General features: G+C 71.7%; 20 protein-coding genes. 8 read left to right on the top strand and 12 right to left on the bottom strand.

The genetic code is table 11. The features are described 5' to 3' along the window. Nucleotides 1-45: 45 nt before the first annotated feature. On the top strand, nucleotides 46-1,542 hold the full coding sequence (locus FNH09_RS28135) for a pyridoxal phosphate-dependent decarboxylase family protein (RefSeq protein WP_152892716.1): 1,497 nt from the start codon (nucleotides 46-48) through the stop codon (nucleotides 1,540-1,542). 107 nt (nucleotides 1,543-1,649) lie between these two features. On the opposite strand, the gene FNH09_RS28130 is transcribed toward FNH09_RS28135, so the two are convergent. From FNH09_RS28130 to FNH09_RS28095, 8 genes are all read right to left on the bottom strand, one after another. Further along, nucleotides 1,650-2,975: an aminotransferase-like domain-containing protein gene (locus FNH09_RS28130; protein ID WP_152892715.1), complete on the bottom strand. Its 1,326-nt coding sequence runs from the start codon at nucleotides 2,973-2,975 to the stop codon at nucleotides 1,650-1,652. A gap of 26 nt (nucleotides 2,976-3,001) precedes the next feature. After that, entirely contained in the window at nucleotides 3,002-4,288 is a 1,287-nt protein-coding gene (locus FNH09_RS28125) for an ATP-grasp domain-containing protein (protein WP_152892714.1), read from the bottom strand. A 30-nt stretch (nucleotides 4,289-4,318) separates the two neighbouring features. Beyond that, the gene (locus FNH09_RS28120; protein ID WP_152892713.1) at nucleotides 4,319-5,275 is read right to left on the bottom strand and encodes a transketolase family protein; all 957 of its coding nucleotides are present in this window, start codon (nucleotides 5,273-5,275) and stop codon (nucleotides 4,319-4,321) included. Next, on the bottom strand, nucleotides 5,272-6,114 hold the full coding sequence (locus FNH09_RS28115) for a transketolase (protein WP_152892712.1): 843 nt from the start codon (nucleotides 6,112-6,114) through the stop codon (nucleotides 5,272-5,274). The genes FNH09_RS28120 and FNH09_RS28115 overlap by 4 nt, the downstream gene beginning before the upstream one ends. After that, nucleotides 6,111-7,406, bottom strand: coding sequence for a DegT/DnrJ/EryC1/StrS family aminotransferase (locus tag FNH09_RS28110; RefSeq protein WP_152892711.1), 1,296 nt, complete (start codon nucleotides 7,404-7,406; stop codon nucleotides 6,111-6,113). Before FNH09_RS28110 ends, FNH09_RS28115 begins: the two co-directional genes overlap by 4 nt. Nucleotides 7,407-7,449: 43 nt before the next feature. Further along, entirely contained in the window at nucleotides 7,450-8,502 is a 1,053-nt protein-coding gene (locus FNH09_RS28105; RefSeq protein WP_152892710.1) for a BtrH N-terminal domain-containing protein, read from the bottom strand. Between the two features lies 1 nt (nucleotide 8,503). Then, complete coding sequence (locus FNH09_RS28100) at nucleotides 8,504-9,073, bottom strand: hypothetical protein (protein WP_162469220.1); 570 nt, start codon at nucleotides 9,071-9,073, stop codon at nucleotides 8,504-8,506. 134 nt (nucleotides 9,074-9,207) lie between these two features. Further along, on the bottom strand, nucleotides 9,208-9,939 hold the full coding sequence (locus FNH09_RS28095) for a sulfotransferase-like domain-containing protein (protein WP_162469219.1): 732 nt from the start codon (nucleotides 9,937-9,939) through the stop codon (nucleotides 9,208-9,210). A gap of 257 nt (nucleotides 9,940-10,196) precedes the next feature. Here FNH09_RS28095 and lysX point away from each other — a divergent pair, with 257 nt between their 5' ends. The 5 genes from lysX to FNH09_RS28070 are packed head-to-tail and all read left to right on the top strand — an operon-like array spanning nucleotide 10,197 to nucleotide 18,543. Beyond that, entirely contained in the window at nucleotides 10,197-11,075 is an 879-nt protein-coding gene (lysX, locus tag FNH09_RS28090) for a lysine biosynthesis protein LysX (RefSeq protein WP_338017708.1), read from the top strand. Further along, nucleotides 11,072-12,196, top strand: coding sequence for a M20/M25/M40 family metallo-hydrolase (locus FNH09_RS28085; protein WP_152892708.1), 1,125 nt, complete (start codon nucleotides 11,072-11,074; stop codon nucleotides 12,194-12,196). The genes lysX and FNH09_RS28085 overlap by 4 nt, the downstream gene beginning before the upstream one ends. A 5-nt stretch (nucleotides 12,197-12,201) precedes the next feature. Beyond that, nucleotides 12,202-16,284, top strand: a complete 4,083-nt coding sequence (locus FNH09_RS28080; RefSeq protein WP_152892718.1) for a non-ribosomal peptide synthetase — start codon at nucleotides 12,202-12,204, stop codon at nucleotides 16,282-16,284. A 10-nt stretch (nucleotides 16,285-16,294) separates the two neighbouring features. Beyond that, on the top strand, nucleotides 16,295-17,554 hold the full coding sequence (locus FNH09_RS28075; RefSeq protein WP_152892707.1) for an acyl-CoA dehydrogenase family protein: 1,260 nt from the start codon (nucleotides 16,295-16,297) through the stop codon (nucleotides 17,552-17,554). After that, the gene (locus tag FNH09_RS28070; RefSeq protein WP_152892706.1) at nucleotides 17,452-18,543 is read left to right on the top strand and encodes an acyl-CoA dehydrogenase family protein; all 1,092 of its coding nucleotides are present in this window, start codon (nucleotides 17,452-17,454) and stop codon (nucleotides 18,541-18,543) included. The genes FNH09_RS28075 and FNH09_RS28070 overlap by 103 nt, the downstream gene beginning before the upstream one ends. A 21-nt stretch (nucleotides 18,544-18,564) precedes the next feature. Here the strand turns inward: FNH09_RS28070 and FNH09_RS28065 are convergent, their stop codons facing one another. From FNH09_RS28065 to FNH09_RS28055, 4 genes are all read right to left on the bottom strand, one after another. Further along, entirely contained in the window at nucleotides 18,565-19,278 is a 714-nt protein-coding gene (locus FNH09_RS28065; RefSeq protein WP_152892705.1) for a response regulator, read from the bottom strand. Nucleotides 19,279-19,424: 146 nt separating this feature from the next. Continuing rightward, nucleotides 19,425-19,601, bottom strand: a complete 177-nt coding sequence (locus tag FNH09_RS46795; protein WP_156110839.1) for a hypothetical protein — start codon at nucleotides 19,599-19,601, stop codon at nucleotides 19,425-19,427. 125 nt (nucleotides 19,602-19,726) lie between these two features. Beyond that, nucleotides 19,727-22,759 carry an AfsR/SARP family transcriptional regulator gene (locus tag FNH09_RS28060; RefSeq protein WP_338017707.1) on the bottom strand — a complete coding sequence of 1,011 codons (3,033 nt, stop codon included), beginning with the start codon at nucleotides 22,757-22,759 and terminating at the stop codon, nucleotides 19,727-19,729. A gap of 148 nt (nucleotides 22,760-22,907) precedes the next feature. After that, entirely contained in the window at nucleotides 22,908-23,924 is a 1,017-nt protein-coding gene (locus tag FNH09_RS28055) for an ATP-grasp domain-containing protein (protein WP_152892704.1), read from the bottom strand. 469 nt (nucleotides 23,925-24,393) lie between these two features. Here FNH09_RS28055 and FNH09_RS28050 point away from each other — a divergent pair, with 469 nt between their 5' ends. Continuing rightward, nucleotides 24,394-24,942 (top strand): DUF1062 domain-containing protein, encoded by a 549-nt coding sequence (locus FNH09_RS28050; protein ID WP_162469217.1) that lies wholly within the window; start codon nucleotides 24,394-24,396, stop codon nucleotides 24,940-24,942. A gap of 156 nt (nucleotides 24,943-25,098) precedes the next feature. After that, the gene (locus FNH09_RS28045) at nucleotides 25,099-25,389 is read left to right on the top strand and encodes an AfsR/SARP family transcriptional regulator (protein WP_152892703.1); all 291 of its coding nucleotides are present in this window, start codon (nucleotides 25,099-25,101) and stop codon (nucleotides 25,387-25,389) included. The last annotated feature ends 89 nt before the right edge of the window (nucleotides 25,390-25,478 follow it).

Here is a 25,478-nt window from a genome sequence, read left to right as displayed (position 1 = left end):
GAGCCCCACCTTCTCTCCCACCCTCACCGAAGGAAACCGGAAGTCATGATCTCCACTGGCAGGAACGCAGCCCTCGCGGGCCGTCCGGAAGGGCTGGAACAGCTCAGGAGCCTCCTGGACACGGCCCTGCGCGCCCTCGGTGACGCCGCCCTCAAGCGGGGCGGCCCGGTGGCCCCCGGCGGGCCCGAGGCGGCCGTCGCCGCGGTGCACGAGGCGCTGGGCGGCGGGCGGTTGCTCGCCGACGAGCCCAGCGCGCAGCGGGTGACGGAACTCTTCGAGGCGTACGCGAGATGGGCCGTCGACCTCACCCATCCCTCGGCCGTGGCCCGTATGCAGTGCGCGCCCACCGCCGCGTCCGCCGCCGCCGAGCTGCTGGCCGCTGCGCTCAACCAGTCGCTGCACGCCTGGGAGAGCGGCCCGTTCGCGCTCGAACTGGAGCGGCGGCTCGTCCGGGAGCTGGCCTCCTGGGTCGGTTTCGGCGCGCAGGCCGGCGGGACCCTGACTCCCGGCGGCTCCATCTCGAACCTGATGGGCCTGCTGTTCAGCCGGGAGCGTGCGCTGAAGGACACCGGCGCCGTGTCGGCGACGGGGCTCGCGGGCCGTCCGGTCCGCCCCCGGATCCTCGCCTCCGCGGCCGCCCACTTCTCGGTCGCACGGGCGGCCGGCTTCCTGGGGCTCGGCCGCTCCGCCGTGGTGAAGGTGCCGGTGGACGACCGGGGCCGGATGCTCACCGGCGAGGCCCGCCGGATCGTCGAGGGCTTCGATGCCGACGAGGTCCCCGTCGCCGTCGTCGCCACGGCCGGCACCACCGACCACGGCTCCTTCGACCCGCTGCCCGAACTGGCGGACCTCGCCGCCGAGTACGGGATCTGGCTGCACGTCGACGCCGCGTACGGCATCGGCGCGCTGTTCTCGCCGAGGCTGGCTCCGCTCCTGGACGGCCTCGGCCGGGCCGACTCGGTCGCCTTCGACCTGCACAAGTTCGGCTGGACCCCGGCCTCTTCGAGCGTGCTCGTGGTCCGTGACCGCACGCACATGGAGTGCCTCGACGAACAGGCCGTCTATCTCAACCCGTCCGACGACGAGTCCCTCGGCTTCACCGCCCTGCTCGGCACCTCGCTCCAGACCACCCGCCGCTCCGACGCCTTCAAGATGGCCGCCACGCTGCTCACGGTCGGCCGGGAGGGCATGGGCGACTGGGTGGACGCCTGCCACGAGCAGGCGCGCTACGCCGCGGGCCGGATCGCGGCCGCCGACGGCCTGGAGCTGGTGGCGGACCCGCTGCTCACCACGGTCATCTTCCGCTGTGCCGGCGCGGACGGGACCCCGGCGGCGGACGAGAGCGCCCTGAACGCGGCGGTGCGCCGCAAGCTGATGGCGGACGGCCGCGCTCTGCTCGCCCGGACGAACGTGGCGGGACCGGACGGCACGCCGCGGGTCCATCTGAAGCTGGTCTTCCTCAATCCGACGACGACCGAGGCCGACATCGACGCTCTGCTCAGGGACGTCTCGGCCGCGGCCCGCGAGCTCGCGGGCCGGTAGCCGATGCTCCTGGTCGCGGTGACCGCACTCGGAAGCCCCGCAGGTCGAGGACCCGCGGGGCTTCCGGATTCCGCGCCGGGTGGGCGCCGGGACGTGTCGTCGCACGGTCAGGCCGTACGGTCGCGGACGAGGGCGGCGAGCCGCGCGAGACCCTCCTCGATCTGTTCGGGGGTGAGCACGCTGAAGGAGAGGCGGATCTGGTGCGTGCCTCCCCCGTCGGGATAGAAGTAACGCATCGGGGTCCAGAGCACCCCGAACCGGCTTGCCGAGTACTCCAGCGTCTCCGCGTCGGCCTCGAAGGGCAGGGTGACGACCGCGAACATGCCGCCGCCCGGGATGTTCCAGGTCGTCCGGGGAGCCGAGCCGTCCGCCGGGGCGGGGAAGTACTTGTCCAGGCCGGCCAGGACCGCGGCGAGGTTGCGGCGGTAGATCTCCGTCTCGCGCTGGGTGGCCCGGGTCATGCTGCACTCGTTCGCCAGCAGCTTCCCGCCGATCACGGCCTGGGAGATGGTCGACGTGTTCAGCGTCAGCATGCTCTTGAGCTTGGCGAGCTGGTCGGCCAGCAGCGGGCCCTCGCCGGGGCCGGCGCCCTCGACCACCTGGTCGGCGACCACGTAGCCCACGCGGGCGCCCGGGAAGGCCGTCTTGGCGAACGAGCCCACGTAGACGACGCGTTGTGCGGTGTCCAGGGACTTCAGTGAGGGCAGGCGTCGGCCGTCGGCGTTGAACAGGGAGTACGGGTTGTCCTCGATGACGAGGATGTTCTCCCGCTCCGCCACCTCCAGGAGCCGCCGGCGGTCGGCGAGGCTCATGCTGAGCCCGCTGGGGTTGGCGAAGTCGGGCACCACGTAACAGGCGCGCGGGTTCAGTCCCCGCTGCCGGGCCCGGCCCAGCTGGACCACCAGGTCCTCGACGTCGATGCCGCCGGTGCCCTCCGCGACGGGCAGGACCGGCATGTCCATCAGACGGGCCGCGCCGAGGAAGCCCACGTAGGTGGGTGCCGGAGCCATGATCACGTCCTCGCCGCCCGTGCGCAGGGCGCGCAGCAGCAGGATCATCGCCTCCTGGCAGCCGGTGGTCACCACGACGGAATCGGGGTCGGCGCTCACCCCTTCGTCGACGGCCAGGTGCCGCACCAGGAGGTCCGTCAGCAGCCCCTTGGTGTGTCCGTACTGGAAGAGCGCCGTCCGTACCTGGTCGGGGTCGAGGCCGCGCTCCACTTCGAGGTACTTGCGGAACCGCTCCAGGTAGTCGTGGATCTGCAACGGGTCGTAGAACTCCTCGTAGGGCCGTCCGGCCGAGAAGGACACGGCCTGCGGGAACCGCCCCGCGGCCTCGTTGAGGAGCGTCATGGAACTCATCACCGGGTCGGACAGGGAGCCGTGCAGATCCTCCAGTTGCAACGTTGCGCCACCGGCGCTGCCTGTGATCATGGATTCACCTTTCCGTGTGATGCGGATCAGACGTGCGAGGTCCTCCGGGGGACTGTTTCGAGGGCGTACGAGGCGGCCAGCCGCCGTATGTCCCGCTCGACCTCCGCGGTGCTCGCGCCGGAGAACGCGAACTTGCCGGCGGTGGGGAAGACGGTGATGTCGCCGTTGAGCGTCTGGCCGATGCCGGGGATGTCGGACAGCACCACCGAGTCCGGGCAGGTGTCCAGGCCGCGGATCCGCCGGACCACGCAGGGCTCGCTCTCCGGCAGTGCGGTGTACAGCCAGCCGGAGGCGCCGACGCCCTCGTGGTCGAGGATGCCGGTGACGGCCTCGGCCTCGGAGGGCAGGCCCATGCAGGCGAGGACGGACTCGCGGACCAGGTCCACGCCGTAGACCGCGCGGATGGAGTCGCTGATGTACGCGCCGCCGAAGCGGTTGCCGACCTCCAGGAAGACCAGCTCGTCGTCGGGGGTGAGGAACAGCTCCAGATGGAAGGTGCTGGTGTGCAGCCGCAGCGACTTCAGCACGAGGGCGGTGAAGTCGGTGATCCGGGCCAGTGTCGAGGCGTCGTCGAAGGTGACGCCCGAGAGGTGCTGCCCGTCGGTCTGGAAGTTGAGGCAGTCGCCGATGTAGCGGGAGGCGCTGATGAAGCGGATCTCGCCGTCGCGTACCACGCCGTCGACATGGCACACCTCGCCCTCGACGAACTCCTCGACCTCGTGGTCGTCGGGGATGCCGTGGGCCCGGGCATGGGCGAGGAACTCCGCTCCGTCGCGGAAGACCGAGATGCCGAAACTGCCGGCCTGCCGCTGCGGCTTGAGGACGAGCCGGCCCGGCACCGTGGCCGCGATCCTCTCCAGGTCGGCGTACGGAGTGCTCGCGTCCACCGCCCAGAACTCGGGGATGCGGATGCCGCCGCCGCGCACGGCCTCCTTCATCAGGACCTTGTCTCGGCAGAGCAGCGCCGTCTCGGTGTCGACCCCCGGCACCCCGAAGTGGTCGCGCAGTCGCGCCGCGGGCAGCGTGACGTGCTCGTACATGGCGACGATCGCGGTCGGCGGGCCGAGTTCCGCGGCGAACTCCTCGACCAGGTGGATCATCTGGTCGAGGACCTGGTCGTAGGTGTCGAACTCCAGGGTGTGGGGCACGTCGAGGACGCCGATGCGGGCGAACCGCTGCCGCGCGGCGTGCGACATGCGCTCGGCGACATGCCGGTGCACCAGCAGGGACACCTGGTGTCCGTCGAACTCGATCGAGTCGATGTGCTGCTCGGCGAAGCCGATATGGACTACGTGGCTGCGCGTGGTGTCCACGGCGCTTGCCTCCTTAACGGGGTCCAGGTGTCACGAGTGGGAGGTGATCAGATCGGCGCGGCCGCGGTCGAGGGCGGTACGGACCGTCCTGACCACCCGCTCCGCGGTGAGGCCGTAGTGGTTGACGAGGTGTTCCTGGTTGCCGACCGTGTCGACGAACCGGTCCGGCATGCCGAGTCGCAGCACCGTCCTGGGCACCGACTCCGCCAGCGCCTCGGCCACCGCGCCGCCGAGACCGCCGCCGCGCCAGTGCTCCTCCAGCGTCACCACGAGCGAGGCCGGCCGGGCCGCGGCCACCAGCGTCCGGGTGTCGAACGGCCGCAGGGTGTGCATGTTCAGCACGGTCGCCTCGACGCCCTGTGCGGCCAGCAGGTCGGCCGCGGCGAGGCAGGCGAGCACGGGGTACGGACCGCAGCTCGCGAGCACCACGTCGCCGCCCTGCCGCAGTGTCTGCGCCGTCCCGATGACCGGCGGCGGGGCCGCGGGCAGTTCCGGTGTCGGCTTGCGGCCGAGCCGGACGTAGAGCGGTCCCGGCAGGTCCAGGCTCTGCTCGACGAACGCCTCCGTGGCGGCGGCGTCGGCGGGCACCACCACGGTCATCCCGGGCAGGACCCGCATCACGGCGAGATCCTCCAGGGCCTGGTGCGTCGGGCCGAGGTGGCCGGCGGCGAGACCGCCGTGGGTGGCCATGATGCGGACCGGCAACCGGTTGTAGGCGATGTCGATCTTGATCGGTTCCAGGGCCCGGGACGTGGCGAAGGCGGCCATGGTGTTGACGAACGGGATCCGTCCGCACGCCGCCATCCCGGCGGCGACGCCCATCAGGTTGTGCTCGGCGATGCCGAGGTTGAGGTACTGCTCGCCGGCCGCCTCGGCCCACTCGGCGCCGAACAGACCGGTGTCGGAGTCCAGGCACATCAGCTCGGGACGCCGCCGCAGCAGCGGCAGCAGAGTGTCCCGGTACGCCTCCCGGGTGGCGCGGCTCATCCGGCCACCTCGCCGTCCCGCAGGGCGCGGACCGCCCGCGCGTGGTTGCGCGGTGACAGCGTCACGTAATGGCTGGCACTGCGCCCGGCCAGGAACGGCAGGCCGTGGCCCTTGACCGTGCGGGCGATCAGCACGCTCGGCTTGCCCGGTTCCCACGGCGCGGCGTCCAGGTGCTCCGCCAGCAGGTCCGGGTCGTGGCCGTCCACGTCGCGGACCGCCCAGCCGAAACTGCGCCAGCGCTCGGCCAGCGGTTCCATCGGCGCGATGCCGTCGGTGGCGCCGGTCAGCTGGAGTCCGTTGCGGTCCACCACCGCGACAAGCCGGTCCAGGCGCAGCGACGCGGCCGCGATGGCCGCCTCCCACACCGAGCCCTCCTGGAGTTCGCCGTCGCCGAGCAGCACGAAGGTGCGCGCGTCGCGCCCGGCGTACCGGGCGGCCAGCGCGAACCCGCAGCCCAGCGCGAGTCCGTGGCCGAGCGATCCGGTCGGCAGCTCCACACCGGGCACGGCACGCACCGGGTGGCCCATCAGCCTGCTGCCGGGGCGGCCGTATCCGGCGAGTTCCTCGACCGGGAAGAAGCCGCGCTCGGCCAGCGTCGCGTAGAGGCCGACGGCGGCGTGGCCCTTGCTGAGCAGGAAGCGGTCGCGGTCCGGGTCGTCCGGCCGCAGCGGGTCCACGTCCAGCACCGAGAAGTACAGCGCGGCGAGCACGTCGGCACAGGAGAAGGCACCGCCGAGGTGGCCGCCCTCGGGCCCCGCGCACATGTCGACGACATGGGCGCGGATCCGGGCGGCGACCGTGTCCAGGGCGTCCCGTTCCAGGACCGGGGTGACGGTCATGAGGCCGCCCTCGCGAGCGTGGCCACCATGTCCTTGTTCGCCCACACCTTCTCGAAGGCGTCCGCGTACATGCCGAGCAGTTCGCCCGCGCCCGGATGGAGGTGACGCTTCTGGATGGTCAGGGAGTCGGCGATGACCGCGCGGGTCACCGGGTAGCCGGCCCCCGCGACCGTGCCGCGGGCGCCGGTCACGGACCACGGGTAGCCCGCACCGAAGCCGACGCGGTCCACGAACACCTTCTGGTCGGGCAGCGGCATCAGCTGGTACTGCGACATCGGTACGCCCTCGGCGCGCAGCAGCCGCCGCAGCGCCGAGCGCAGCGCCTCCGGCCGCACCCCGTCCAGACCGAACGCGGCCGGGTCGAACCGGAACCGCAGGATGTGCCAGGCGTGGGTGGTGTCCGGCAGCGCGGTCGGCACCTGGAGTCCGGGCAGTTGCGCGAGCCGCGCGAGGAACCCGGTGACGTTGTGCTGCCGCGCGCGCTCGTAGCCGTCGTACCGGTCGAGCTGCGCGTTGGTGAACGCGGCCTGAAGGGCGTTCATCTTGTAGTTCCAGCCCAGGCCGTAGGACACGTAGTCGCGCTCGCGGCCGGCCTCGATCACCTCGCCGAACTGCCTGCCGCAGCGCATCGCCTCGGCCAGTTCGGGGTCGCGGGTCACCAGCAGGCCGCCCTCGCCGCAGGTCGGTATGTTCTTGCTGACCTGGAGGCTGAAGGCGCCCGCGTCGCCGATCCCGCCGACCGGGCGCCCGCGGTGGGTGGCTCCGGGCGCCTGGGCGGCGTCCTCGACCACCGCGAGGCCGTACTTGCGCGCGATCGCGGTGATCCGGTCCATGTCGGCGGGCGCGCCGTGCAGGTGCACGGGGATGATCGCCTTGGTCCGGGGGGTGATCCGGCGCTCCACGTCGTCCGGGTCGATGTTGAAGGTGACCGGGTCGATGTCGGCGAAGACCGGGACGGCCATCTGGTGCACCGGTGCGAGCCCGGTCGCGATGAAGCTGAGCGCGGGCACGATCACCTCGTCCCCCGGTCCGACGTCGAGCGCGGACAGGGCCAGGGCCAGGGCCGCGGTGCCGTTGGACACCGCGACACAGTGCGCGAAGCCGAACCGGCGGGCCCAGTTCTCCTCCAGGTCGGACACCGGGTTCACGCCGTCGGTGTCGGACACGAGCCGTGCGCCGTCGAGCGCGTCGAGGACGGCCTTGCGGTCCTCCTCCTCGACCAACGGCCACTGCACTCGGCGCCGGTCCCTCGGCACGGCCGCCGTGCCGCCGAACGCTGCCAGCTTGCTCATCACTCTCCACTCCACAGGGCCACGGTGGTCGATTGGTGTGTGCTCACAGCCGCGCCGCCGCCGCTCCGACGGCCGCGACCGCGCGTACGTACGCGCCGCGCAGCGTCGTGGCGTGGTGGGCGATGTCGGACGCGGCCGCGCTCGGGTCCTCCAGTCCGTGCGCGCCGGTGAACCGCAGTCCGGTCCACGCGTGCGCGACGGCCTCGACCGCGCGTCCGGCCCCGGCGAGCTCCGGGTCGTCCCATTCACGGCCGCAGCGGCGCAGCAGCTCGCCGTGGAGCGAGGCCTGCGCCTGCATGGCCCAGCCGAACGGGTACAGCTCGCGCAGCACGTCGGCGTCCCCGGCCCGGCACCGCTCCAGCAGTTCCGCGGCGAACGCGTCGTATCCGGCGAGACCGGTACGGGCGGGGCCGGCCGTGGTGAAGCCGTCGACGTCGGTCCGCAGCCAGCCGCCGAGCAGTTCGGGCGTCAGGGGCGCCGCCGGGGCGTCGAGGCGGACGTCGAGACAGCGCCGGCCGATCTTCGAGTCGCTGAAGAACGCGTCCTGGACGTCGGTCGGGTTGGCCGACCCCCAGCTCAGCAGGAACTTCTCGATCGGGACGGCGCCGCGGAACGCGGGCGGCATCGCGTCGGAGACGTGGACCACCCCGCGGGTCTCGTCGAGGCCGTAGATCACCACCAGGTGCGCGGCGTGCACGTCGCCGTACGCGGGCCGGAACGGCAGGTGGTAGTTGTCCACGGCCGCGATGACCAGCCGGTCGTCGGCCAGCGCCTCGCGCACCTCCCGCCAGACGTCGTTCTCGTCGGCGGGCTGCCACCAGCGCGCGTGCAGTTCGTGGTGGGGTGCCAGCGCGGCACCGAGGTCGGTGCCGCCGGATTCGTCGGCGGGGCACGGGTAGTAGAACTCCTCGGACCTGACGTCGCCCGGCAGGTGCAGGAACCGCCACCCCGCGCCGAGCACGGCCAGCGGGTCGGCTCCCTCCCGGATCAGGACCGAACCGAACGTGGACTGGAGGCAGCTGACGAGGTCGCGGTACCACCACTCGGGTTCCGGTCCGGTGATCGTGTAGGTCCGGGTCGTCGTGTCGACGGTCATGTCAGGTCTCCGTCCGCTGGAGGGTGACGGCGAAGACATGCACCGCGACATTGCGCGGCAGCAGGATGCCGGTGAGGCCGGCCCGCCGGGTGACCGGCACGCGCTGAGCCCACATCACCGCCGGGACACCTCGTTGCACGTGGTGCGGGTAGTGCATGACGAGGCTCTCGAACGCCTTGACCTCGCCGAACCACGCGGGTGCCGCCCAGAAGTCGGAGACCCGCAGCGGTTCGGTGTCGACGGAGCCGTCGGCGAAGCTCAGCTCGACGGTGTCCTCGCAGCGCCGTTCGGACGCCGCCAGGACATGGATCCAGTCGTAGCGGCCCTCGGGGACCCGGATGAACTGTCCGCCGCAGCGGACGTTGTCGGGTCCGTCGCAGACCGGAGGGAACTCGAAGGGAACGCCCTCCACGTGGACGAGGCTCCCGCCCGCGGGCAGGTATTCGGCCGCGAAGGAGTTTCTCCATACGTTGAACGCGCCGGCCCCGGTCTCCGTCGCCGCGGAGATGGCCGTGTTGTTGCGATGGCCGGAAATGTCGACCGGTTCGTACGTTTCTGTTCTGACACTCACTGAAACACCGCCTTACATTCCAAACCTAGGCCGGTCGTTCACATTTTTCGTCCGCACCGTGACTACCCGGAATACCCGAATCGCTGTCAGGTGCGCTCGCCGGGTAATCAGGGCGACTATTCCGGTCCGAGTGGTCACGGCCGGAGCGCGACGGCGCGCAGCTTCTCGTAGTAGGGCTGGTGGTAGTCGCGGTGGGCGCGTAGCACCGGGTCCGCCGCGACCGCCTCGGCTCCGCCGCCGGCGCTGCGGGCGAAGCCGGCGGTCTCGCTGGTCGACTTGTGCCACTTGCCGGTCGACCGCCACTCCGACCGCATGCCCGGCTGCCAGCTCAGCGCGTCCGGCAGGAAGGGGATGCCCACCGCGTCGCAGTACGCCCGTACGGTGTCGGCCGGCCGGTCCAGCAGGTCGTCGGAGTCGATCACGACCGGCGTGGTGCCGGTGGCGGCCTGCACGGCGGTGAAGATCTCGTACAGCCGGGCGAAGCCGATCTCGTCGCGGCCGAGGTCCGGGTTGAGCGCGTGATGCGAGGCGATGGCCTCGGCCGGGTCGCGGATGATGAAGGTGTGCGTGGCGGCCGAGAGGAAGTCCTCGTCGGCGAGGAGCGCCGGGTAGTGGAAGTCCGTCGTGTCCTTGAAGAACACCGGCCCGTCGGCCGCGACGGCACGCAGCGCCGCGAGCACGTCCCGCTCGTCGCGCGCGATCCGGTCGCCGACCTCCACCTCGCCGAAGTCGACCACGCGGGAGAACGGTTCGTGCACGACGGCGCGGTCGCCCCGCTCCGTCATCATCCGTGCGAACGCGGTGGAGCGGCAGCGCGGCGCGCTCCACAGGGCGAGCACCGGGATGCGCTCCGATTCGTGTCCCACAATTCCCCCTCTTCTCTCTCTTCTCTGTCGGCCGTGAACCATTGCGGCAGGTATTCGAATCCATTCAAGAGTGGCACGGCGACCGCGCCGGAAAGGTAATCAGAATTCGCAGCCGCGACCGGAGGGGCCAACACGGCGAGCACCCGCGAATAAACTCCCCGCGGACGTGCGCGATGCCGGTTCGGGCGTAGTTTCCTTTCTGCACGGAAGGCCGGTCATACCGTCCTCCCAACCACTGGTTCTCATACGGAGGTCACGTGTCAGCGACACCGGAGCGCCCAGGTGACCGCAGGATGGCGGTGCTCGCCAGCAGGGTCGGCGCGGACGAGAAGAGGCTGTTCGACGCGTTCGACCGGCGAGGTGTTCCCTTCGACCATGTCGACACCCGCCGGCAGTGGTTCCTGGCCGGTCGGCGTGATCGGCCCTGGAGTCTCGCGCTGAACCGGGAGATCGGTCAGGTCCGTGCGGCGTACGCGGCCCGCTCCCTGGCCGCGGCGGGAGTCGACGTGGTCAACAGCGCGCAGGCGACCGAGGTGTGCGGCGACAAATGGCTCACCACCACGGCCCTGGAGGCGGCGAGGATACCGACTCCGCGCACCGCGCTCGCGCTCACCCCGCAGGCCGCGCTGGCCGCCCTGGACTCCATCGGCTACCCGGCGGTGATCAAACCGCTGGTCGGCTCATGGGGCCGGCTGGTGGTGCGGCTGCCCGACCGGGCCGGTGCGGAAGGGGTGCTGGAGTACGCCGCCGCACTGCCCGGCCCGCAGTCGCACCTCGTGTACGTGCAGGAGCTGATCGAGAAACCCGACCGGGACATCAGGGTGATCGTGGTCGGTGGACAGGTGCTGGGCGCCGTCTACCGGACCGGCGAGTCCCTGCGCACCAATGTGGCCCTCGGCGGGCAGACCCGGCCGTGCGAGGTGACACCGGAGATCGAGAAGCTCTCCCTCGACGCGGCCGCCGCCGTCGGCGCCGACATCGCCGGTGTCGATCTGATCGAGGACCGCGACGGCCGGCTGCTGGTCCTGGAGGTCAATCACCGGGTCGAGTTCTCCGGCTTCCAATCCGCGCTCGGCGACCGGGTCGACGTCGCGGACCACATCGTCGACCACCTACGGGAACGAGCGCAACGATGAACTGGGCGTTCACTTCTTCCGGCACCGTCACCGAGACGTACGCCGCCGGACTGCTGCGCGAGATGCTGGAGATCCCCTCCTCCTCCTACCAGGAACACGAGCTGGCCGGCTACCTCGCCGAGGCGATGACGGACCTGGGCTTCCGGTCGCACATCGACGGCGTGGGCAATGTGATCGGCGTGATCGAACGCGGGCCCGGCCCGACCGTGATGCTCCTCGGACACATGGACACCGTCTCGGGCCAGTTCCCGGTCCGCTCCGAGGACGGCAGGCTCTACGGCCGCGGCGCGGTCGACGCGAAGGGACCCCTCGCGGCGATGATCTGTGCCGCGGCCGGCGCGGCGGACTTCCCCGGCCGGCTCGTGGTGGTCGGCGTCGTCGAGGAGGAGACCCCGCGCTCGCGCGGCGCGATGGCGATCCGCGCCACCCACGACCGGCCGGACGCGCTGATCATCGGCGAACCCAGCGGCTGGTCGAGCGTGGTCCTCGGCTACAAGGGCAAGCTGGACCTGCGCTACACCGTCAAGTGTCCGGCCACCCACCCGAGCAACCCGGTGCCCAAGGCGTCCGAACTGGCCGTCGCCTGCTGGGACGCGCTGGTCGATCTGCTCGGCCCGGACGCGAGCCACGGGGTGTTCGACCGACCCGGCGCGACCCTGTGCCGGCTCAACGGCGATCTGACCTCGGCGACGGCGGACCTCAGCATCCGCATCCCCCCGGGATTCGACGTCGACGAGCTGGTGAACGGGCTGCGCGACCGGCTGCCGGCCGGCCGGCTCGAAGTGCTGAACTCGGTGGCGGCCTGCCGGGTGGGCCGGGCCGACCCGGTGGTGCGCGCGCTGGTGTCCGGCATCCGCCGACTGCACGCCCGGCCGCGCCTGGTGGTGAAGACGGCCACCTCGGACATGAACACCCTCGCCGAGGTCTGGGACGTCCCGATGGCCACCTACGGCCCCGGCGACAGCAGCCTCGACCACGCCGACGACGAGCACATCGTGCTCTCCGACTACCTGCGTGGCATCGGCGTACTGACCACTGCCATCTCCGAGTTGGCCCACCTGCCCGTGCGCTCGGACGTCCGGGCCGGCGCGGCGCCACTGGCCGTGAGGAGTCTCAGGTGACCGACATGACCCGGCGCCTCGCCGCGCTGCCCGCACCGCGCCGCGCGCGGTTCCTGACCCGGCTGCGGGAACACGCGGAAGCCGTGGCGCGGCGCGGCCCCGTCTCGCGCGGCACCACGGGCCCGACGCCGCTGACGACCGCCCAGCAGACCCTGCGGTTCTTCGACCGCCAGGCGCCGGACGGCCCTGCCTCCGGCACGCCGCTGTGCCTGCGGCTGCGGGGCGCGCTGGACCCGGAGGCGCTGCGCTCGGCGCTGGCCGCGGTCGTGTCCCGGCACGAGGCGCTGCGGACCGCGATCGTGCCGCGCGAGGGCACCGTGATGCAGGTCGTCGCCACCGAGGTCCCGGTCGAACTGCCGGTGGTCGAGGTGACGGGCGGCGACCACGAGCAGCGGCTGGCCGCCGCGCGGGCCCTGATCGCGGGCCGGGTCGCCGAACCGCTCGACCCGGCCCGGACGCCGATGTGGCAGGCGCTGCTGATCAAGGTGGCGCCGGAGGACCACCTGTTCCTGCTCCACATACCCACCGCCGTCTGCGACGCCCGGTCGCGCGCCGTGCTGCTGCGTGAACTCGCCGAGTTCCACCGCTCGTCGCGCGACGGCGACGCGCCGCGGCTGCCCGACCTCGCGGTGCACTACCCGGACCACGCGGTGTGGCAGCGCGACCGGCTCGGCAGCGCCGAGCTGGACGAGCTCGCCGCGTACTGGCGGGAGAAGCTGGCCGGGGCCGAGGTGCTGGAGTTCCCGACCGACCGGCCGCGGGGCGAGATACGGACCTTCGCGGGCGACAGTGTCCGCCGCGCCGTGGGGCACCAGGCCCTGGAGCGGGCGGGGGAACTGGCCCGGCAGGAGGGCGTGAGCCCGTCCGACGTCCTCACCGCCGCGTTCTTCACGCTGCTGCACCGCTACTCCGGCCTGGACGACCTGGTGATCGGCTCACCCGACGCGAACCGGCGGCACGACGCCGTGTCCTCGGTGATCGGCCTCTTCACCGACCTGCGGGTGCTGCGCGCGGACGTCTCCGGCGACCCGACCTTCCGCGAGCTGGTCCGGCGGGTCGGGCGGGTCACGGCCGAGGCGTCCGAGCGGGCCGGCCTGCCGTTCGACAGGCTGGTCGACGCGGTGGATCCGGTCGTCGACCCGTCGCGCTCGCCGATCTTCCAGATCGTGTTCGGGGTGGAGCGGGCGGACCCCACGACCGGTCTGCCCGGTGTCACCACCTCGCACGAGGACGTCCCGACCGGCACCTCCCGGTTCGACATGAGCTGGAACCTGGTGGAACCCTCGGCTCCCGGAGCCGACGCCCCCCTCGCCGTCGAGTTCGACAGCGAGCTGTTCGACGCCGAGAGCGTCGCCCGGTTCGCCCGGCACTACGACGGGCTGCTGCACACCCTGACCGCCGCCCCGGACGCCCCCTTGTCGGCCGCCGAGGTACTGAGCGCGGCGGACGAGGAGTTCCTGGCCGAGGTCGGCAAGGGTCCGGTGCGGCCGATCCGCGAGTCGACGGTCGTGGCGGAGTTCGAGGCGCGCGTCCAGGAGGCCCCGGACGGTGTGGCGGTCGTCGTCTCCGGCGTCGAGACCGGCTACGCCGAGCTCAACGCCCGGGCGAACCGGCTCGCCGCCCTCCTGCGCGGACGCGGCGTCGGACCGGGCGACCGGGTCGGCCTGTGTCTGCGCAGGAACCTGGACGTGCCGACCGCGATCCTCGCGGTGCTCAAGACCGGCGCGGCCTACGTGCCGCTCGACCCGGCGCATCCCTCCGGGCGGGTCGCGGAGATCGCCGCCGACGCGGGTGTGAGGACGGTGATCGCGCACGCCGAGGCCGGCCGGGCCCTGAGCGAGGTCGACGCGCCCGTCGTGACCCTGGACGACGTCCGCGAGGAGCTGGCGGCGCTGCCCGACCACAACCCCCCGCTCGCGGCGCGGCCCGGCGACGTCGCGTACGTCATCTACACCTCCGGCAGCACCGGCAAGCCGAAGGGGGTGCTGCTGGAGCACCGAGGCGTGGTCAACTTCATCGACTCCACACGGGAGTTGTTCGACCTGACCGCTGCCGACCGGGTGCTCGGGTTCGCCTCGGCGACCTTCGACGTCTCCGTGTTCGAGACGTTCTCGGCCCTGCTGACCGGAGCCCGTCTGTGCGTGGCGACCGACGACGAGCGGCTGTCCGTCGAGCGGCTCCAGTCGCTGATGGAACAGGCCGGCATCACCGTCATCGACCTGCCTCCGACCGTGATGCCGCTGCTGGCGCCCGAGCGGTTCACCGACCTGCGGATCGCGTTCGTCGGCGGGGAGGCGTTCAGCGGTGAGCTCGTGAACCGCTGGAACCCCGGCAGGCGGCTGTTCAACGGCTACGGGCCGACCGAGTGCACGGTGACGATGATCGTGGAGGAGTGCCCGGGCAGCTGGGACGCCTCACCGCCGATCGGTCTGCCCATGACCAACCATGTGGCGCACGTGCTCGACCGCGACCTGCGCCGGGTGCCGATCGGAGTGCCGGGCGAACTGGTCATCGGTGGGGCCGGGTTGGCGCGCGGCTACCTCAACCGGGAGGAGCTGACCGCGGAGAAGTTCATCGCCGACCCGTTCGGCACCGCGCCCGGCGGACGGCTGTACCGGACCGGGGACCTGGTGAAACGGCTGGCGGACGGACGGCTCGTCTTCCTCGGCCGGATCGACCAGCAGGTCAAGATCCGCGGACTGCGGATCGAACTGGGCGAGGTGGAGTCGGCGTTGACCGGCTTCGACGGCATCGGCCCGGTCAGCGTACGGGCATGGACCGACGACAACGGGGACAAGCACCTGGTCGGCCATCTGACCGGGGTCACCGAGCAGCAGGTGCCGGCGGTGCGCGAGCACCTGGGCACGCTCCTGCCGTCGTACATGATCCCGTCGTACTTCGTGGTCCTCGACGAGCTGCCGCTCACCAGCAGCGGCAAGGTCGACTGGCGCAGGCTGCCCGCACCGGACCTGAACCGCACCGGCGAGGAGGCCGGCGACGAGACGCTCACCGTGACGGAGCGCGCGCTGCTGCGCGATGTGCTCGCCCCCCTGCTGCACGACCACCGGATCGGTGTGCGCGACGACTTCTTCCTGGCCGGCGGCAACAGTCTCCAGGCCGTGCAGCTGATGTCGGCGATCAACCGCAGGTTCGGGGTGGAGATCGCACTCGGTGACTTCTTCGCCTCGCCCACGGTCGCCCATCTGGCCGCCACCGTCGACACCGTCCGCGCCGCACGGCGCGACGACGCGGACGATCCGCTCGACGCGCTGGAGAACCTGTCCGGACGCGGACCCGCGCCGGGCGACGACCGGGCACCGGTGGTGATGCGCGCGTCGGGTCCGGCGCGGGCGATCCTGCTCCACCCGTCGGGCGGAGAGCTGTTCTGCTACATCCCGCTGGCCAGGGCACTGCGCGCGGACATCGGGGTGACCGGTTTCGCCGCCGATCCACACGACGCCCTCGTCGCCCCGCGGGACGCGCTGGCGGCGACCGCCGCCAGGATCGCGCACTCCCTGCTGGAAACCGGCCTGCCCCCGGCCGGCTGCCTGGCCGGCTGGTCCTACGGCGGGGTGCTCGCCTTCGAGGTCGCCCGGCAGATCGAGCACAAGACCGGGGAACGACCGCCGCTGGTCCTGCTGGACGCCGCCTACGACGAGGACTCCGTCCCCCTCGACGAGGCGACGGTACGGCAGCGGTTCGTGCACGACGTCGCCAGGCTGACGGGACGCGACGGCCCCCGGGTGCGCGCGGTCCTCGACGACCCGGCCGTCGGCGTGGCCGACGTCAAGGAGTCATTGACTCGCCTCGGCGTCGAACTGGAGCTGACCGAGCAGGAGTTGACCTCCCGTTTCGAGACGTTCCGGTCCTGTGCGCTGTCCATGCAGGCGTACCGCCCGCCGGGCCCGTACGGCGGACCGGTCACCGTGCTCACCGCCTCGCCCCACCTCGCCATGGAGGAGCAGTGGCGGACGGTGTGCACGGGCCCGTTCCGGGCCGAGACCGTACCCGGCGACCACTACACCCTGTTCACTGAACCGGCGTTGAGCCGGGTCGTCGCGGCGATCGAAGAGTCGCTCGCCTCTTGAGGAGACGTCCATGCGGTTCGGATTCACCGAGGATCAAAAACGGTTCCGGGCGGAGGTGCGCACGGCCCTGCGCTCCGTCGAGGTGCGTGCCGCGGCGGCGGAGGCCACCGGCGCCGACGGTGTCGAGCCGGACGCGCGTCCGCTCTACCGGCTGCTCGGCAAGCTGGGCCTGCTGGCCGTGCACTGGCCCGTCGAGTTCGGCGGACAGGGCCGCCCGCCGACCGATGCCGCGATCGTCGCCGAGGAACTGGTGCGCGCGGGAGTGCCGGACACCTTCCACGTCAACACCATCCAGATCGTCGGCCAGTTCCTGCTGATGGCGGGCAGTCACGAGCAGAAGCGCCGGTATCTGCCCGCTCTGGCGCGCGGTGAGAGCTTCGCCTCGGTGCTCTACACCGAACCGGACGCGGCATCGGATCTCGGCGCGCTGCGGGCCGTGGCCGAGCCCGACGGCGACGGCTACCGGATCACCGGCACCAAGGTGTTCAGCCTCAAGACACGCTTCGTCGACCTCGGCCTGTGCGCGGCCCGTACGACGCCGGGTGCCGGGAAGTACCAGGGAATCAGCCTGTTCCTGGTCGACATGGGCGCCCCCGGTGTGACGGTGTCGTTGATACCCGGCGTCGGCGACGAGCACTTCCACCGGGTGGACCTCGACGCGGTCCCGGTGCCGGGCGGGAACCTCCTCGGTCCGCGCGACGAGGGGTGGCCGCTGCTCAACGAGGCACTGGCCATCGAACGCACCGGTCTCGACTACCACCTCAAGGCGGAGCGCTGGCTCCAGGCCGCGCTGGACGCGCTGATCGACGGCGATCCGGGTTCCGCGCACGACGACCGGCTGGAGCAGATCGGCCGCTGGCACGGCACGCTGACGGCCGACCATGTCCTGGCCTGGGAGGTCCTCACCGGCCTCGCGTCGGACCGGATCGACCAGGTGGCGACGGCCGTCGCCAAGTACCACAGCAGCGAACTCGCCCAGGGCATCGCGGCGTGGGCCGTCGGCGTCCCCGGCCCCGAGCAGCGGGCGAACCGCAGCGGGGCCGCGGTGACCCTGGACTCCGCCTACCGGGAGGCGCCGGGGCTGACGCTGTCGGCGGGAACCTCCGAGGTCATGCTCCAGATCATGGCCGCCGCGTTCGACTCCATCGGACAGGAAGAGCAACTGACATGGACCTCACCCCCGATCCACTCGTCGACCGGCTGCGCAGGGCACTGCGTACGGGCCTGGCCGGCGTCCCCGCCCGGACGGAGCTGCACGGCGCACCGGTGACCGACGGAGCCCTCGGCCCCACCCGGGCGGTGCTCGACGAGCTGGGCGCGTCCGACTTCGAGCGGCCGGTCGCGGCCGGCGGCCTCGACCTCGGCCTGACGGCCGGGGTGCTGGTCAGCGAGGAGCTCGGCCGCGCCGCCCGCGGAAACTCCTACCGGGCCGACGCGACGGCGGCCGACCTGGGCGGTCCGGCCGGCGCGGCACTGGCGGGCTTCGAGGCGCTGCCGGCCGGCAGTGGGGTCGTCGCGACCCCGCGGGCCGGCGGCTGGCGGCTGACCGGCACGGTCACGGTCGACGACGTGAGCGCCGGGACGCTTCTGGTGGCGGCCAGGACGGACGGCGAGCCGGTACTCGTCGCGGTGGAGCGCAAGGCGCCCGGCTGCACCACCGAGAGCGGGTGCTGGCCGCCGGTCGCCCGGTTCGACGCCGCTTCGGTCGGCGCGGCGGACGTGCTCGGACCGCTGGACGACTCGCCCGCCGGTCCGCTCGGCCGGGCCCGGCTGCGGCAGGCCGCCTACCTGCTGGGCATAGCCGACGGTGCGCACCGGGCCGCGGTGGAATACACCGGGTTCCGGCGGCAGTTCGGCACCAGACTGCGTGATCTGCCCGCGGTCTCGTTCCCGCTGGCGCGCGCCCTGGTGGCGCTGCGCGCGACCAGGGCTCTGGTGTATCGGGGGGCCTGGTCGGTCGACTCGGAGCCGGACGCCGTGGGCACCGCGCCCGTGATGGCGCTGGCGATGGCCGCCGAGACCGCGCGCGACGTGGTGCGGTGGAGCATGCAGAGCTGCGGGGTCCGCGCGATGACGGCGGAGCTGGGCCTGCACCGGTACTTCCGGCTGGCCGCGGCCGAGTCCGTCCGGTTCGGCGATCCCGCCGCGCTGTGGCGGACGGTCGGCGCCGACCGCGTCAGGTCGGCGCGGCACGCTGCGGCCGGCCTGGAGGTTCCGGTCGCGGCGGCCGTCCGGCCCTGGGAGATCAGCCGGCTGTAGGGGGCAGCCGGCCGTGGCGGATCAGCTGGCGCGCAGATTCCCCGCCGACACCATTCTCTCGTCGCCGAGGGGCCGGCCGGCCGAGTGGGTGAGTCCGGTCCGGTAGGCCAGGGACACGAGCTCGGCGCGGTCGCGCACGCCGAGCTTGGTCCGCACTCGGTAGAGATGGGTGCGGACCGTGGCCTCGCCGATGATCAGCTCGCGGGCCACCTCCTCGGTGGACATGCCGAGCGCGACCATCCTGGTCACTTCCCGTTCCCGCGGGGTCAGCTCGGTCATCTCCGGGCAGGTCGCGGCCTCCTGGGGCTCCGGCTGCGCACGGAACCAGGTGACCAGGCGCTCCGCGATGTTGGGCGCGAGCATGGTCTGTCCGGCGGCTGCCGCCTGGATGGCCGTGACCAGCTCCTGCGGGCTGGCCTCCTTGCCGAGCAGACAGCTCGCGCCGGCGTGGAGCACGTCGCTCACCGTCTTGTCGGCGTCGGAGGCGGTGAACACGACGACGCTGGGCGCCTCGTCCTCCTTGCCGAGTCTGCGGATCATGTCCAGACCGGAGATGGTCTGGAGGTTCAGATCCGTGACCACGACATCGGGCCGCATGGTGCGTACGAGCACGATGGCCTCCATGCCGTTGTGGGTAGTGCCGATCACGTCGATGTCCGGCACCGCGTCGAGGAGGGTCTTGAGACCGTCCGCGATCACGGGCAGCTGATCACAGATGAGCACCCGAATAGTCATGATTTCCCCCTGATGAGGATTAGGTAGAAGCCTCGCTGTCACGAACGGGATCGCGGCGCCCCGTTGTCGCGAGGCTCGCCCCAGAGCAGTGACTCTTCCGGGTGGCTGGACCGGCGGGCCGCACCCGGTGGCTGCGGCCCACGCGGTCAGCCGTTGCCGTTGTTGTCCGTCCCGGAGAGGGGCAGCAGGTCCGCCGAGGAGGCGAGGGCGACGGTGCGCTGCTGGGCCGGCGCCGGCGCGGCGGTGTCGGAGGAGGTCGTGATTCCTCCCACGAGCGCCCCGAGAGCGATGACGGAGGCGGCGGCGACAGGGGCGAAGCGCATGGAGAACTCCTATGGAGAGGAAGGCCGTTTCGACTCCACTGATGTTCGCGATCCGCCTTCCCGGCGCGTTCCCCTCCGGACACCCGCCCGATCCCCCGGCCCGTGGGCCGGCGGACCTGCGGGGATCAGCGTGCGTTGTCCGGGACCTTCATGAGGGAGAAGAGTTCGTCCGCCGCCGAGCGGTGCTGCCGGGCCAGCTGCGCGTCCCCCTGGGCCTCGGCGGTGCGGCCGAGACCCCACAGCGCGCAGGCCTCGTCGTAGCGCAGCTCCATACGGCAGGCGATCTCGTGGGCCAGCAGCTGCTGGGCCTGCGCCGTCTCCAGATCGCCCTGCGCGTAGCGCACGCGCCCCACCGAGAGGTGCACGGTGGCACGGTGGATGTCGTCGGTGCTGCTGGTGGCCTTGGCGAGGGCGTGGTCGGCGCTGTCCGCCGCCTCGTCCAGCTCTCCCATGCTCGCCAGCACATCGGCTCTGCGGGCGAGCACCAGCGGCAGCACGGAGGGCATGCTCATGCGCTGACATCGCTCCAGCGCCGCGTCGGCCCAGGAGAGCGCCTCCTCGAAGCGGCCGAGACGCTCGATCGCCTGGGAGAGGTTGCTCAGCGCGTCGACGGAGAGCTGTATCTCCTTGATCGAGTCGAAGATGGCGACCGCCCGCTCCGCCGACGCCGCCGCCTCGTCGAACAGCCCGAGCCGCACCTGGACCAGGCTGAGCGTGCTCAGCGACGAGCCGTCGAGCCGGGTGAAACCGAGCTCCCGGGCCCGCACGTTGGCCTCCTGGCACAGGTGCAGGGCGCGTTCCAGCTGCCCCATGCTGTTGCAGGCCTGTCCCAGCCGGGCCCGGCACTCCGCCTCGCTGTGCACGTCGTCCATCTGCCGGGACAGGTCCACGGCTTCCTCCAGCCGGGCGACGGCCTCGCTCAACTGCCCGAGCCGCCACTTGCCCATGGCCAGATTCATCAGGTTCAGCCGGGTCAGCGACCGGTCCCCGAGCTGTCGCGACGCGCTGACCCCCGTCTCCAGGGCCGCGTTCGCGCTGGCGTCGTAGGCGCGGATGCTGGAGTGGAAGCCCAGCTCACGCGGCAGCCGGGCCGCGTGCCACAGCAGTCCCTCGTGGTACGCGGCGTCCACCGCCGCCAGCAGGCTCTCGCGGTGCTGGTCGAGCCACTGGAGCGCCTTGTCCTTGTGGTCGAACCCGGCGGGCCGCCGACCTTTGTCGTCGGCGTCCTTGAAGGTGCGCCGTCCGGGGAACAGGGTGTCGCAGGCGTGTTCCGCCGCGACCAGGTAGTGGTCCATCAGGCGTCGCACCGCCTGCGCGTCCTCCGGCGCCTTCTGGCTCTGCGCGACACGCTGCACGAAACTGCGCACCAGGTCGTGCAGCGCGTACACCCCTGGCTCCCGGGCTTCCAAGAGCCTTACGTCCACCAGCTCTTCCAGGACGTCCTCGGCCGCCAGCGCATCGGTGTCCAGCAGTGCGGCGGCCTCCTCGGCGTCCAGATAGCGTCCGGGGTGGTGCCCCAACAGCCGGAAGGCCGTGCGCTGTTCCCGGGGCATGGACTGGTACGACAGCAGCAGGGCGCCCGCCACTCCCCGTCCCTCGCTGGTGAGTTCGTCCAGGCGCCGGTCGTGGTCCCGCAGCCGTTCGACCAGGCGCTGGACCGTCCACTGCGGGCGGTTCGCCAGCCGGGCGGCGGCGATGCGGACCGCCAACGGCAATCCTCCGCACAGCCGCAGCAGTTCGCGGGCCGCGACCGGCTCCCTCTCGACCCTTTCGGCACCCAGGGTGTTCCGCAGGATCTGATGGCTCTCCGGCTCCGGAAGGGCACCCAGGGAGGTCCATTCGGCGCCGTCCAGTCCGGTCAGCCGCGGGCGGCTGGTGATCAGGACCAGGCTGTCGGACGAGGCGGGGATCAGCTCCCGCACCTGCTCCGACGCGGCGGCGTTGTCCAGGACCAGGAGCATGCGACGGCCCCGCATGTACGACTGCCACCGCGCGGCGCGCCCCGCCGGCACCGTGGGCAGCTCCTCGCTGGGGACCCCGGCGGCGGCCAGCAGGTCCCCCTGTGCCTGGAACGCGCTGAGCGGCGTCTGGCCCGGTGTGAAGCCGTGCAGGTCGATGAAGAGGCTGCCGTCCGGGTACTGCTCGGCCAGCTGGTGGGCGGCGCGGATGGCCAGTGCCGTCTTGCCGCCGCCGCCCATGCCGTCCAGGGCCAGGACCGTCGGCGCCCCCTCCTGGGCCTTCCCGGCCGCGTCGCGGACCCACTCCAGTTCCGCGCTGCGGCCGGAGAAGTCGGGCACGTCGAACGGCAGCGCGTGCGGAACCTCCCTCGCCCGGCGCGGGGCACGGGAGACCACGGCGCGTTCCGGGCGGGCGAGGGACGGGTCCTGGCGCAGGATGCGCTCGTGCAGTCCGGTCAGCTCCGCGCCGGGGTCGATGCCCAGTTCGTCGGCGAGGTGCTCCCGGGTGCGGGCGAACTCGTCGAGCGCGGCGGCCTGTTGGCCGGAGTGGTAAAGGGCGAGCATCAGCCGGCCGCGCAGCGTCTCGCGCAGCGGATGCTCGTCGACGAGGGCCCGCAGCTCACCCGTGATCTCGGCGGCCTCGCCGGCGTCGATGCGCAGATCGTAGAGCTGCTCGGCGGCGGTCAGCCGCTGCTCCTCCAGGGCCGTCGACGCGGCGTCGACCACCCGGCCGCCGGAACCGGACAGCACGGGCCCTCGCCACAGTGCCAGCGCCTCTCGCAGTCGGGCCGCGGCCCGATCGGGCTCCCCCGCCTCCAGCGCCACCCTGGACTGCCTCAACAGCCCCTGGTAGCAGAGCAGGTCGAGTTGGTCCGGGTCGACGTCCGCGCGGTATCCGGGTCCGTCGGTGACGATGATGTCGGGGCCGTGGGGGATGCGGCTGCGCAGTTTGGCGACCGTCTTGCGCACCTGGTGCTCGGCGCTGTCCGGCGGTTCGTCGTTCCACGCGGCCGCCACGAGACGGGAGACGGGCACGACGCGCCCCGCTTCCAGGAGCAGCATCACGAGAACGCGCCGTTGCAATGCGCCGTTGACCGATATGAGTTCGCGACCGCTACGGACTTCCAGGGATCCCAGGACGGCGAATTCCGGCCTGGGGCCCGCGTCGTCTTCAAGTCGACTCGATGTCGCGGCCCGCACCTTATCCTCCCCCGTCAGCGATGAGATGGGACACACGCCACAGAGGGTAGATCATCGGGCGGAGCACACGCACCAGGCATGTAGGCTCCCTCGTCCGTCCCTCCGTGCCTTCGCCTCGCAGAAGGAAAACACAACTACCCGGCGCGCGTCACCGGGCACCCGGCCGGATATCGGCGATGAGATCCTGCCGCGCCTTGGCGACGCGCTCACGGGTGACCTCCGGCGTGCTCCCCTCCACGACCACGTAGGCGCGCCGGGCGCGCGGATCACCGACCGGCGCGATCCGGTCGCCGGCCGTGTACGGGAAGCGCGCTCCACGGACCCAGGGGGTCACGGCGATGTCCTCCGTGCCGGTGTACGTCTCCAGCCGTCCCTCGGGCAGCAGAAAAAAACCGGTCTCCCCGTATTGGGTGGCCCTCGGCACGACCGGACGGCTGCCCAGGAGCGCCGTGAAGACCGCCGCCTCCAGGTCGAACCCGCGCGCGATCTCGACGAGCAGGGGGATACGGTCGCCGCCCAGGTGCGCACGGCACGACACGATCCGCGGCCCGTAGGGAAGCAACGCCACCTCCGTGTGGGCCGGGCCGAAGTGGTAGCCGCTCGCGGTCAGCCGCTCCTCGACCACCGCCGAGATGAACTTCTGTTCGTCGTCGGTCAGGGGCGCCGGATGGAGATGACCCGTCACGTGGAAGTCCGGTGGCCCCGTGGTGCGTTGGGCCGTCATCCCCACGACGTGATGGATCCCGTTCACGGTCAGCGTCTCGACGCTCACCCGGGGAGCCTCGGCAGGAGCCCGGTCCTCTCCCTCATGGGACCGGAGCCGTTCGTAGACCGTCGGAGGGTTCGGGGACAGCCCGAGCTGCCACGCCTCGCGGACCACCGGCAGGACGGAACCGCCGTGTCCGCAGTGCAGCACGGCGTCGATGCCGTTGCGCCGCGCGGTCCGCGCGATGGTCTCGCGCAGTGCGGTCTCGTCGGTGAAGTCGGTGAACAGCAACTCCTCGGAGACCTCCGCGACGCGCGGCGCCAAGTCGGCCTCCAACTGCGACGGATCCCATACCGACCAGATACGGAACCCCCGCTCGGCTCCTTTTCTCACGAGTTGGTGGCTGGGCATCACCATGAGCAGCCTGAACTGCGAGCTTCTAGGGGCGTATGCGCACATACACGTCACTGTGCAGTGGGCTCTTCCCTCCCCATTCCCCTTCCCTTCCCCTCACGAACGGCCCCGGCCGTCAGCGGCCCGACGTCCGGTCACGGGTAAGCAGGATGCGCAGCGGCGGCGACGGAAGGTCGACGCCGTGCGTACGGGCGGTTGAACCTGACGCGGACGCGCGGAGCAGGGGGGTGTCCGTAGCGTCCGTCCTACTTGCCGGCGCGGTCGGCGCAAGTCGCCCCGATTGAACCGGTGATGACACGTCGATCGATAAACAGAAGCTGGCGGTGAGATGTCCGAAAAACAGTGGAGCAGTGTCACCGTGGATCACTACCATGCTGCCGATCCGAGCCGTCTAGTCAAGGACATGCCGTTGTACACCTCGTGAGACCTCCCAAGCGCTAATTCGTCGCGCGGCACGCATGTGCGTCGCGCTTCCTTTTGCTGCGAGCTTCTCACTGGAATCAGGTGTACTTCTGTGCTCGAAAACTGGGTAGTCGAACCTGTCCGCATACCGCTTATTCGCCGCCGTTGCCATGTGTGCGCGTCCGATACTTTCCGGACGAGCGGCAAATTCCGCGTCAACGCGAACCATAAACTCATAGACGTCTGGCTTCTCGCGCTCTGCACCTCCTGCGGGGAGACCACGAAGCTCACGATCATGGAGCGGATGAACGTGCGCTCCGTACGACCGGAGTTGCTGGACCGACTGCATGACAACGACCCCTCCCTGGCGGCAGAGCTGCTCCAGGACCCGGCCGTGCGGCGCCGCAATCACGTCTCCCTCGACTGGGACGACGCCTGGCGTCTTGACACCGGCGGATCGGATCACCTGGACCGCGAGGTGATCGACGTATCGGTCCGCTTCGCGGCCAGGATCCCCGTCCGGCCGGTACGGCTGATCGCCGAGGGCTGCGGTCTTTCCCGGTCCGAGGTCGAGAAACTGATCACGGACGGGAAACTCGTCTCGGCGGTCCGGCTGAGCGGCAAGCTCTCCGGCGACTTCACCTTCACGCTCAAGCGCTGAGCCCCGCTCGTCTGTGGGGCCTTGTCCGACGGGATCCGCCGGACCGGCCCCGCGGCCGATTGCCCTTGTCGTCCCGGGTGCCGGGCCGGGCCGTCGAGCACCGCGTCTATCGCCTGTTGACGGACCGGATCTGCGGCTCGGATAGATTCGCGCGGCGTGCCGTGTATTCGCGTTCTTGGTCCGCCGGGCACCGAAGTCGCGGGCCGGACAGCCGAGTTGGGTCCGCCGCGGCAGCGGGCCGTGCTGTCGCTGCTGATCGCGGCACGGGGTGGCTTCGTGCCGATCGACCGGATCGCGGACGAACTGAGGCGGGGCGCGCCGCCGGCGAAAGCCATGGCGTCCCTGCACGCCTACGTGTCGAACCTGCACCGGGCGCTCGGCTGGTGGCGGGGACCGGTGTTCGCGGAGCACGCCGACGAGGTGTGGGGTTCGACCGCGACCAGTTGACGGCCAACGGCACCCGGCTCCAGCTGTGGTCCTGCGGCGGCACCCCCGACCAGAAGTGGGCCGAGGCCTGACGGCGGTCAGGCCTCGGC

It is taken from the genome of Streptomyces adustus, assembly GCF_009377175.1.
GTDB classification, from domain to species: Bacteria; Actinomycetota; Actinomycetes; order Streptomycetales; family Streptomycetaceae; genus Streptomyces; species Streptomyces adustus.
This window is presented reverse-complemented; position numbering and strand designations above follow the sequence as displayed.

Excerpts from the sequence above, each read along its gene's own strand:
- FNH09_RS28135 (WP_152892716.1), top strand. The coding sequence starts at position 46 with ATGATCTCCACTGGCAGGAACGCAGCCCTCGCGGGCCGTCCGGAAGGG.
- FNH09_RS28130 (WP_152892715.1), bottom strand. The coding sequence starts at position 2,975 with ATGATCACAGGCAGCGCCGGTGGCGCAACGTTGCAACTGGAGGATCTG.
- FNH09_RS28120 (WP_152892713.1), bottom strand. The coding sequence starts at position 5,275 with ATGAGCCGCGCCACCCGGGAGGCGTACCGGGACACTCTGCTGCCGCTG.
- FNH09_RS28115 (WP_152892712.1), bottom strand. The coding sequence starts at position 6,114 with ATGACCGTCACCCCGGTCCTGGAACGGGACGCCCTGGACACGGTCGCC.
- FNH09_RS28110 (WP_152892711.1), bottom strand. The coding sequence starts at position 7,406 with ATGAGCAAGCTGGCAGCGTTCGGCGGCACGGCGGCCGTGCCGAGGGAC.
- FNH09_RS28105 (WP_152892710.1), bottom strand. The coding sequence starts at position 8,502 with ATGACCGTCGACACGACGACCCGGACCTACACGATCACCGGACCGGAA.
- FNH09_RS28085 (WP_152892708.1), top strand. The coding sequence starts at position 11,072 with ATGAACTGGGCGTTCACTTCTTCCGGCACCGTCACCGAGACGTACGCC.
- FNH09_RS28080 (WP_152892718.1), top strand. The coding sequence starts at position 12,202 with ATGACCCGGCGCCTCGCCGCGCTGCCCGCACCGCGCCGCGCGCGGTTC.
- FNH09_RS28075 (WP_152892707.1), top strand. The coding sequence starts at position 16,295 with ATGCGGTTCGGATTCACCGAGGATCAAAAACGGTTCCGGGCGGAGGTG.
- FNH09_RS28070 (WP_152892706.1), top strand. The coding sequence starts at position 17,452 with ATGGACCTCACCCCCGATCCACTCGTCGACCGGCTGCGCAGGGCACTG.
- FNH09_RS28065 (WP_152892705.1), bottom strand. The coding sequence starts at position 19,278 with ATGACTATTCGGGTGCTCATCTGTGATCAGCTGCCCGTGATCGCGGAC.
- FNH09_RS46795 (WP_156110839.1), bottom strand. The coding sequence starts at position 19,601 with ATGCGCTTCGCCCCTGTCGCCGCCGCCTCCGTCATCGCTCTCGGGGCG.
- FNH09_RS28055 (WP_152892704.1), bottom strand. The coding sequence starts at position 23,924 with ATGTGCGCATACGCCCCTAGAAGCTCGCAGTTCAGGCTGCTCATGGTG.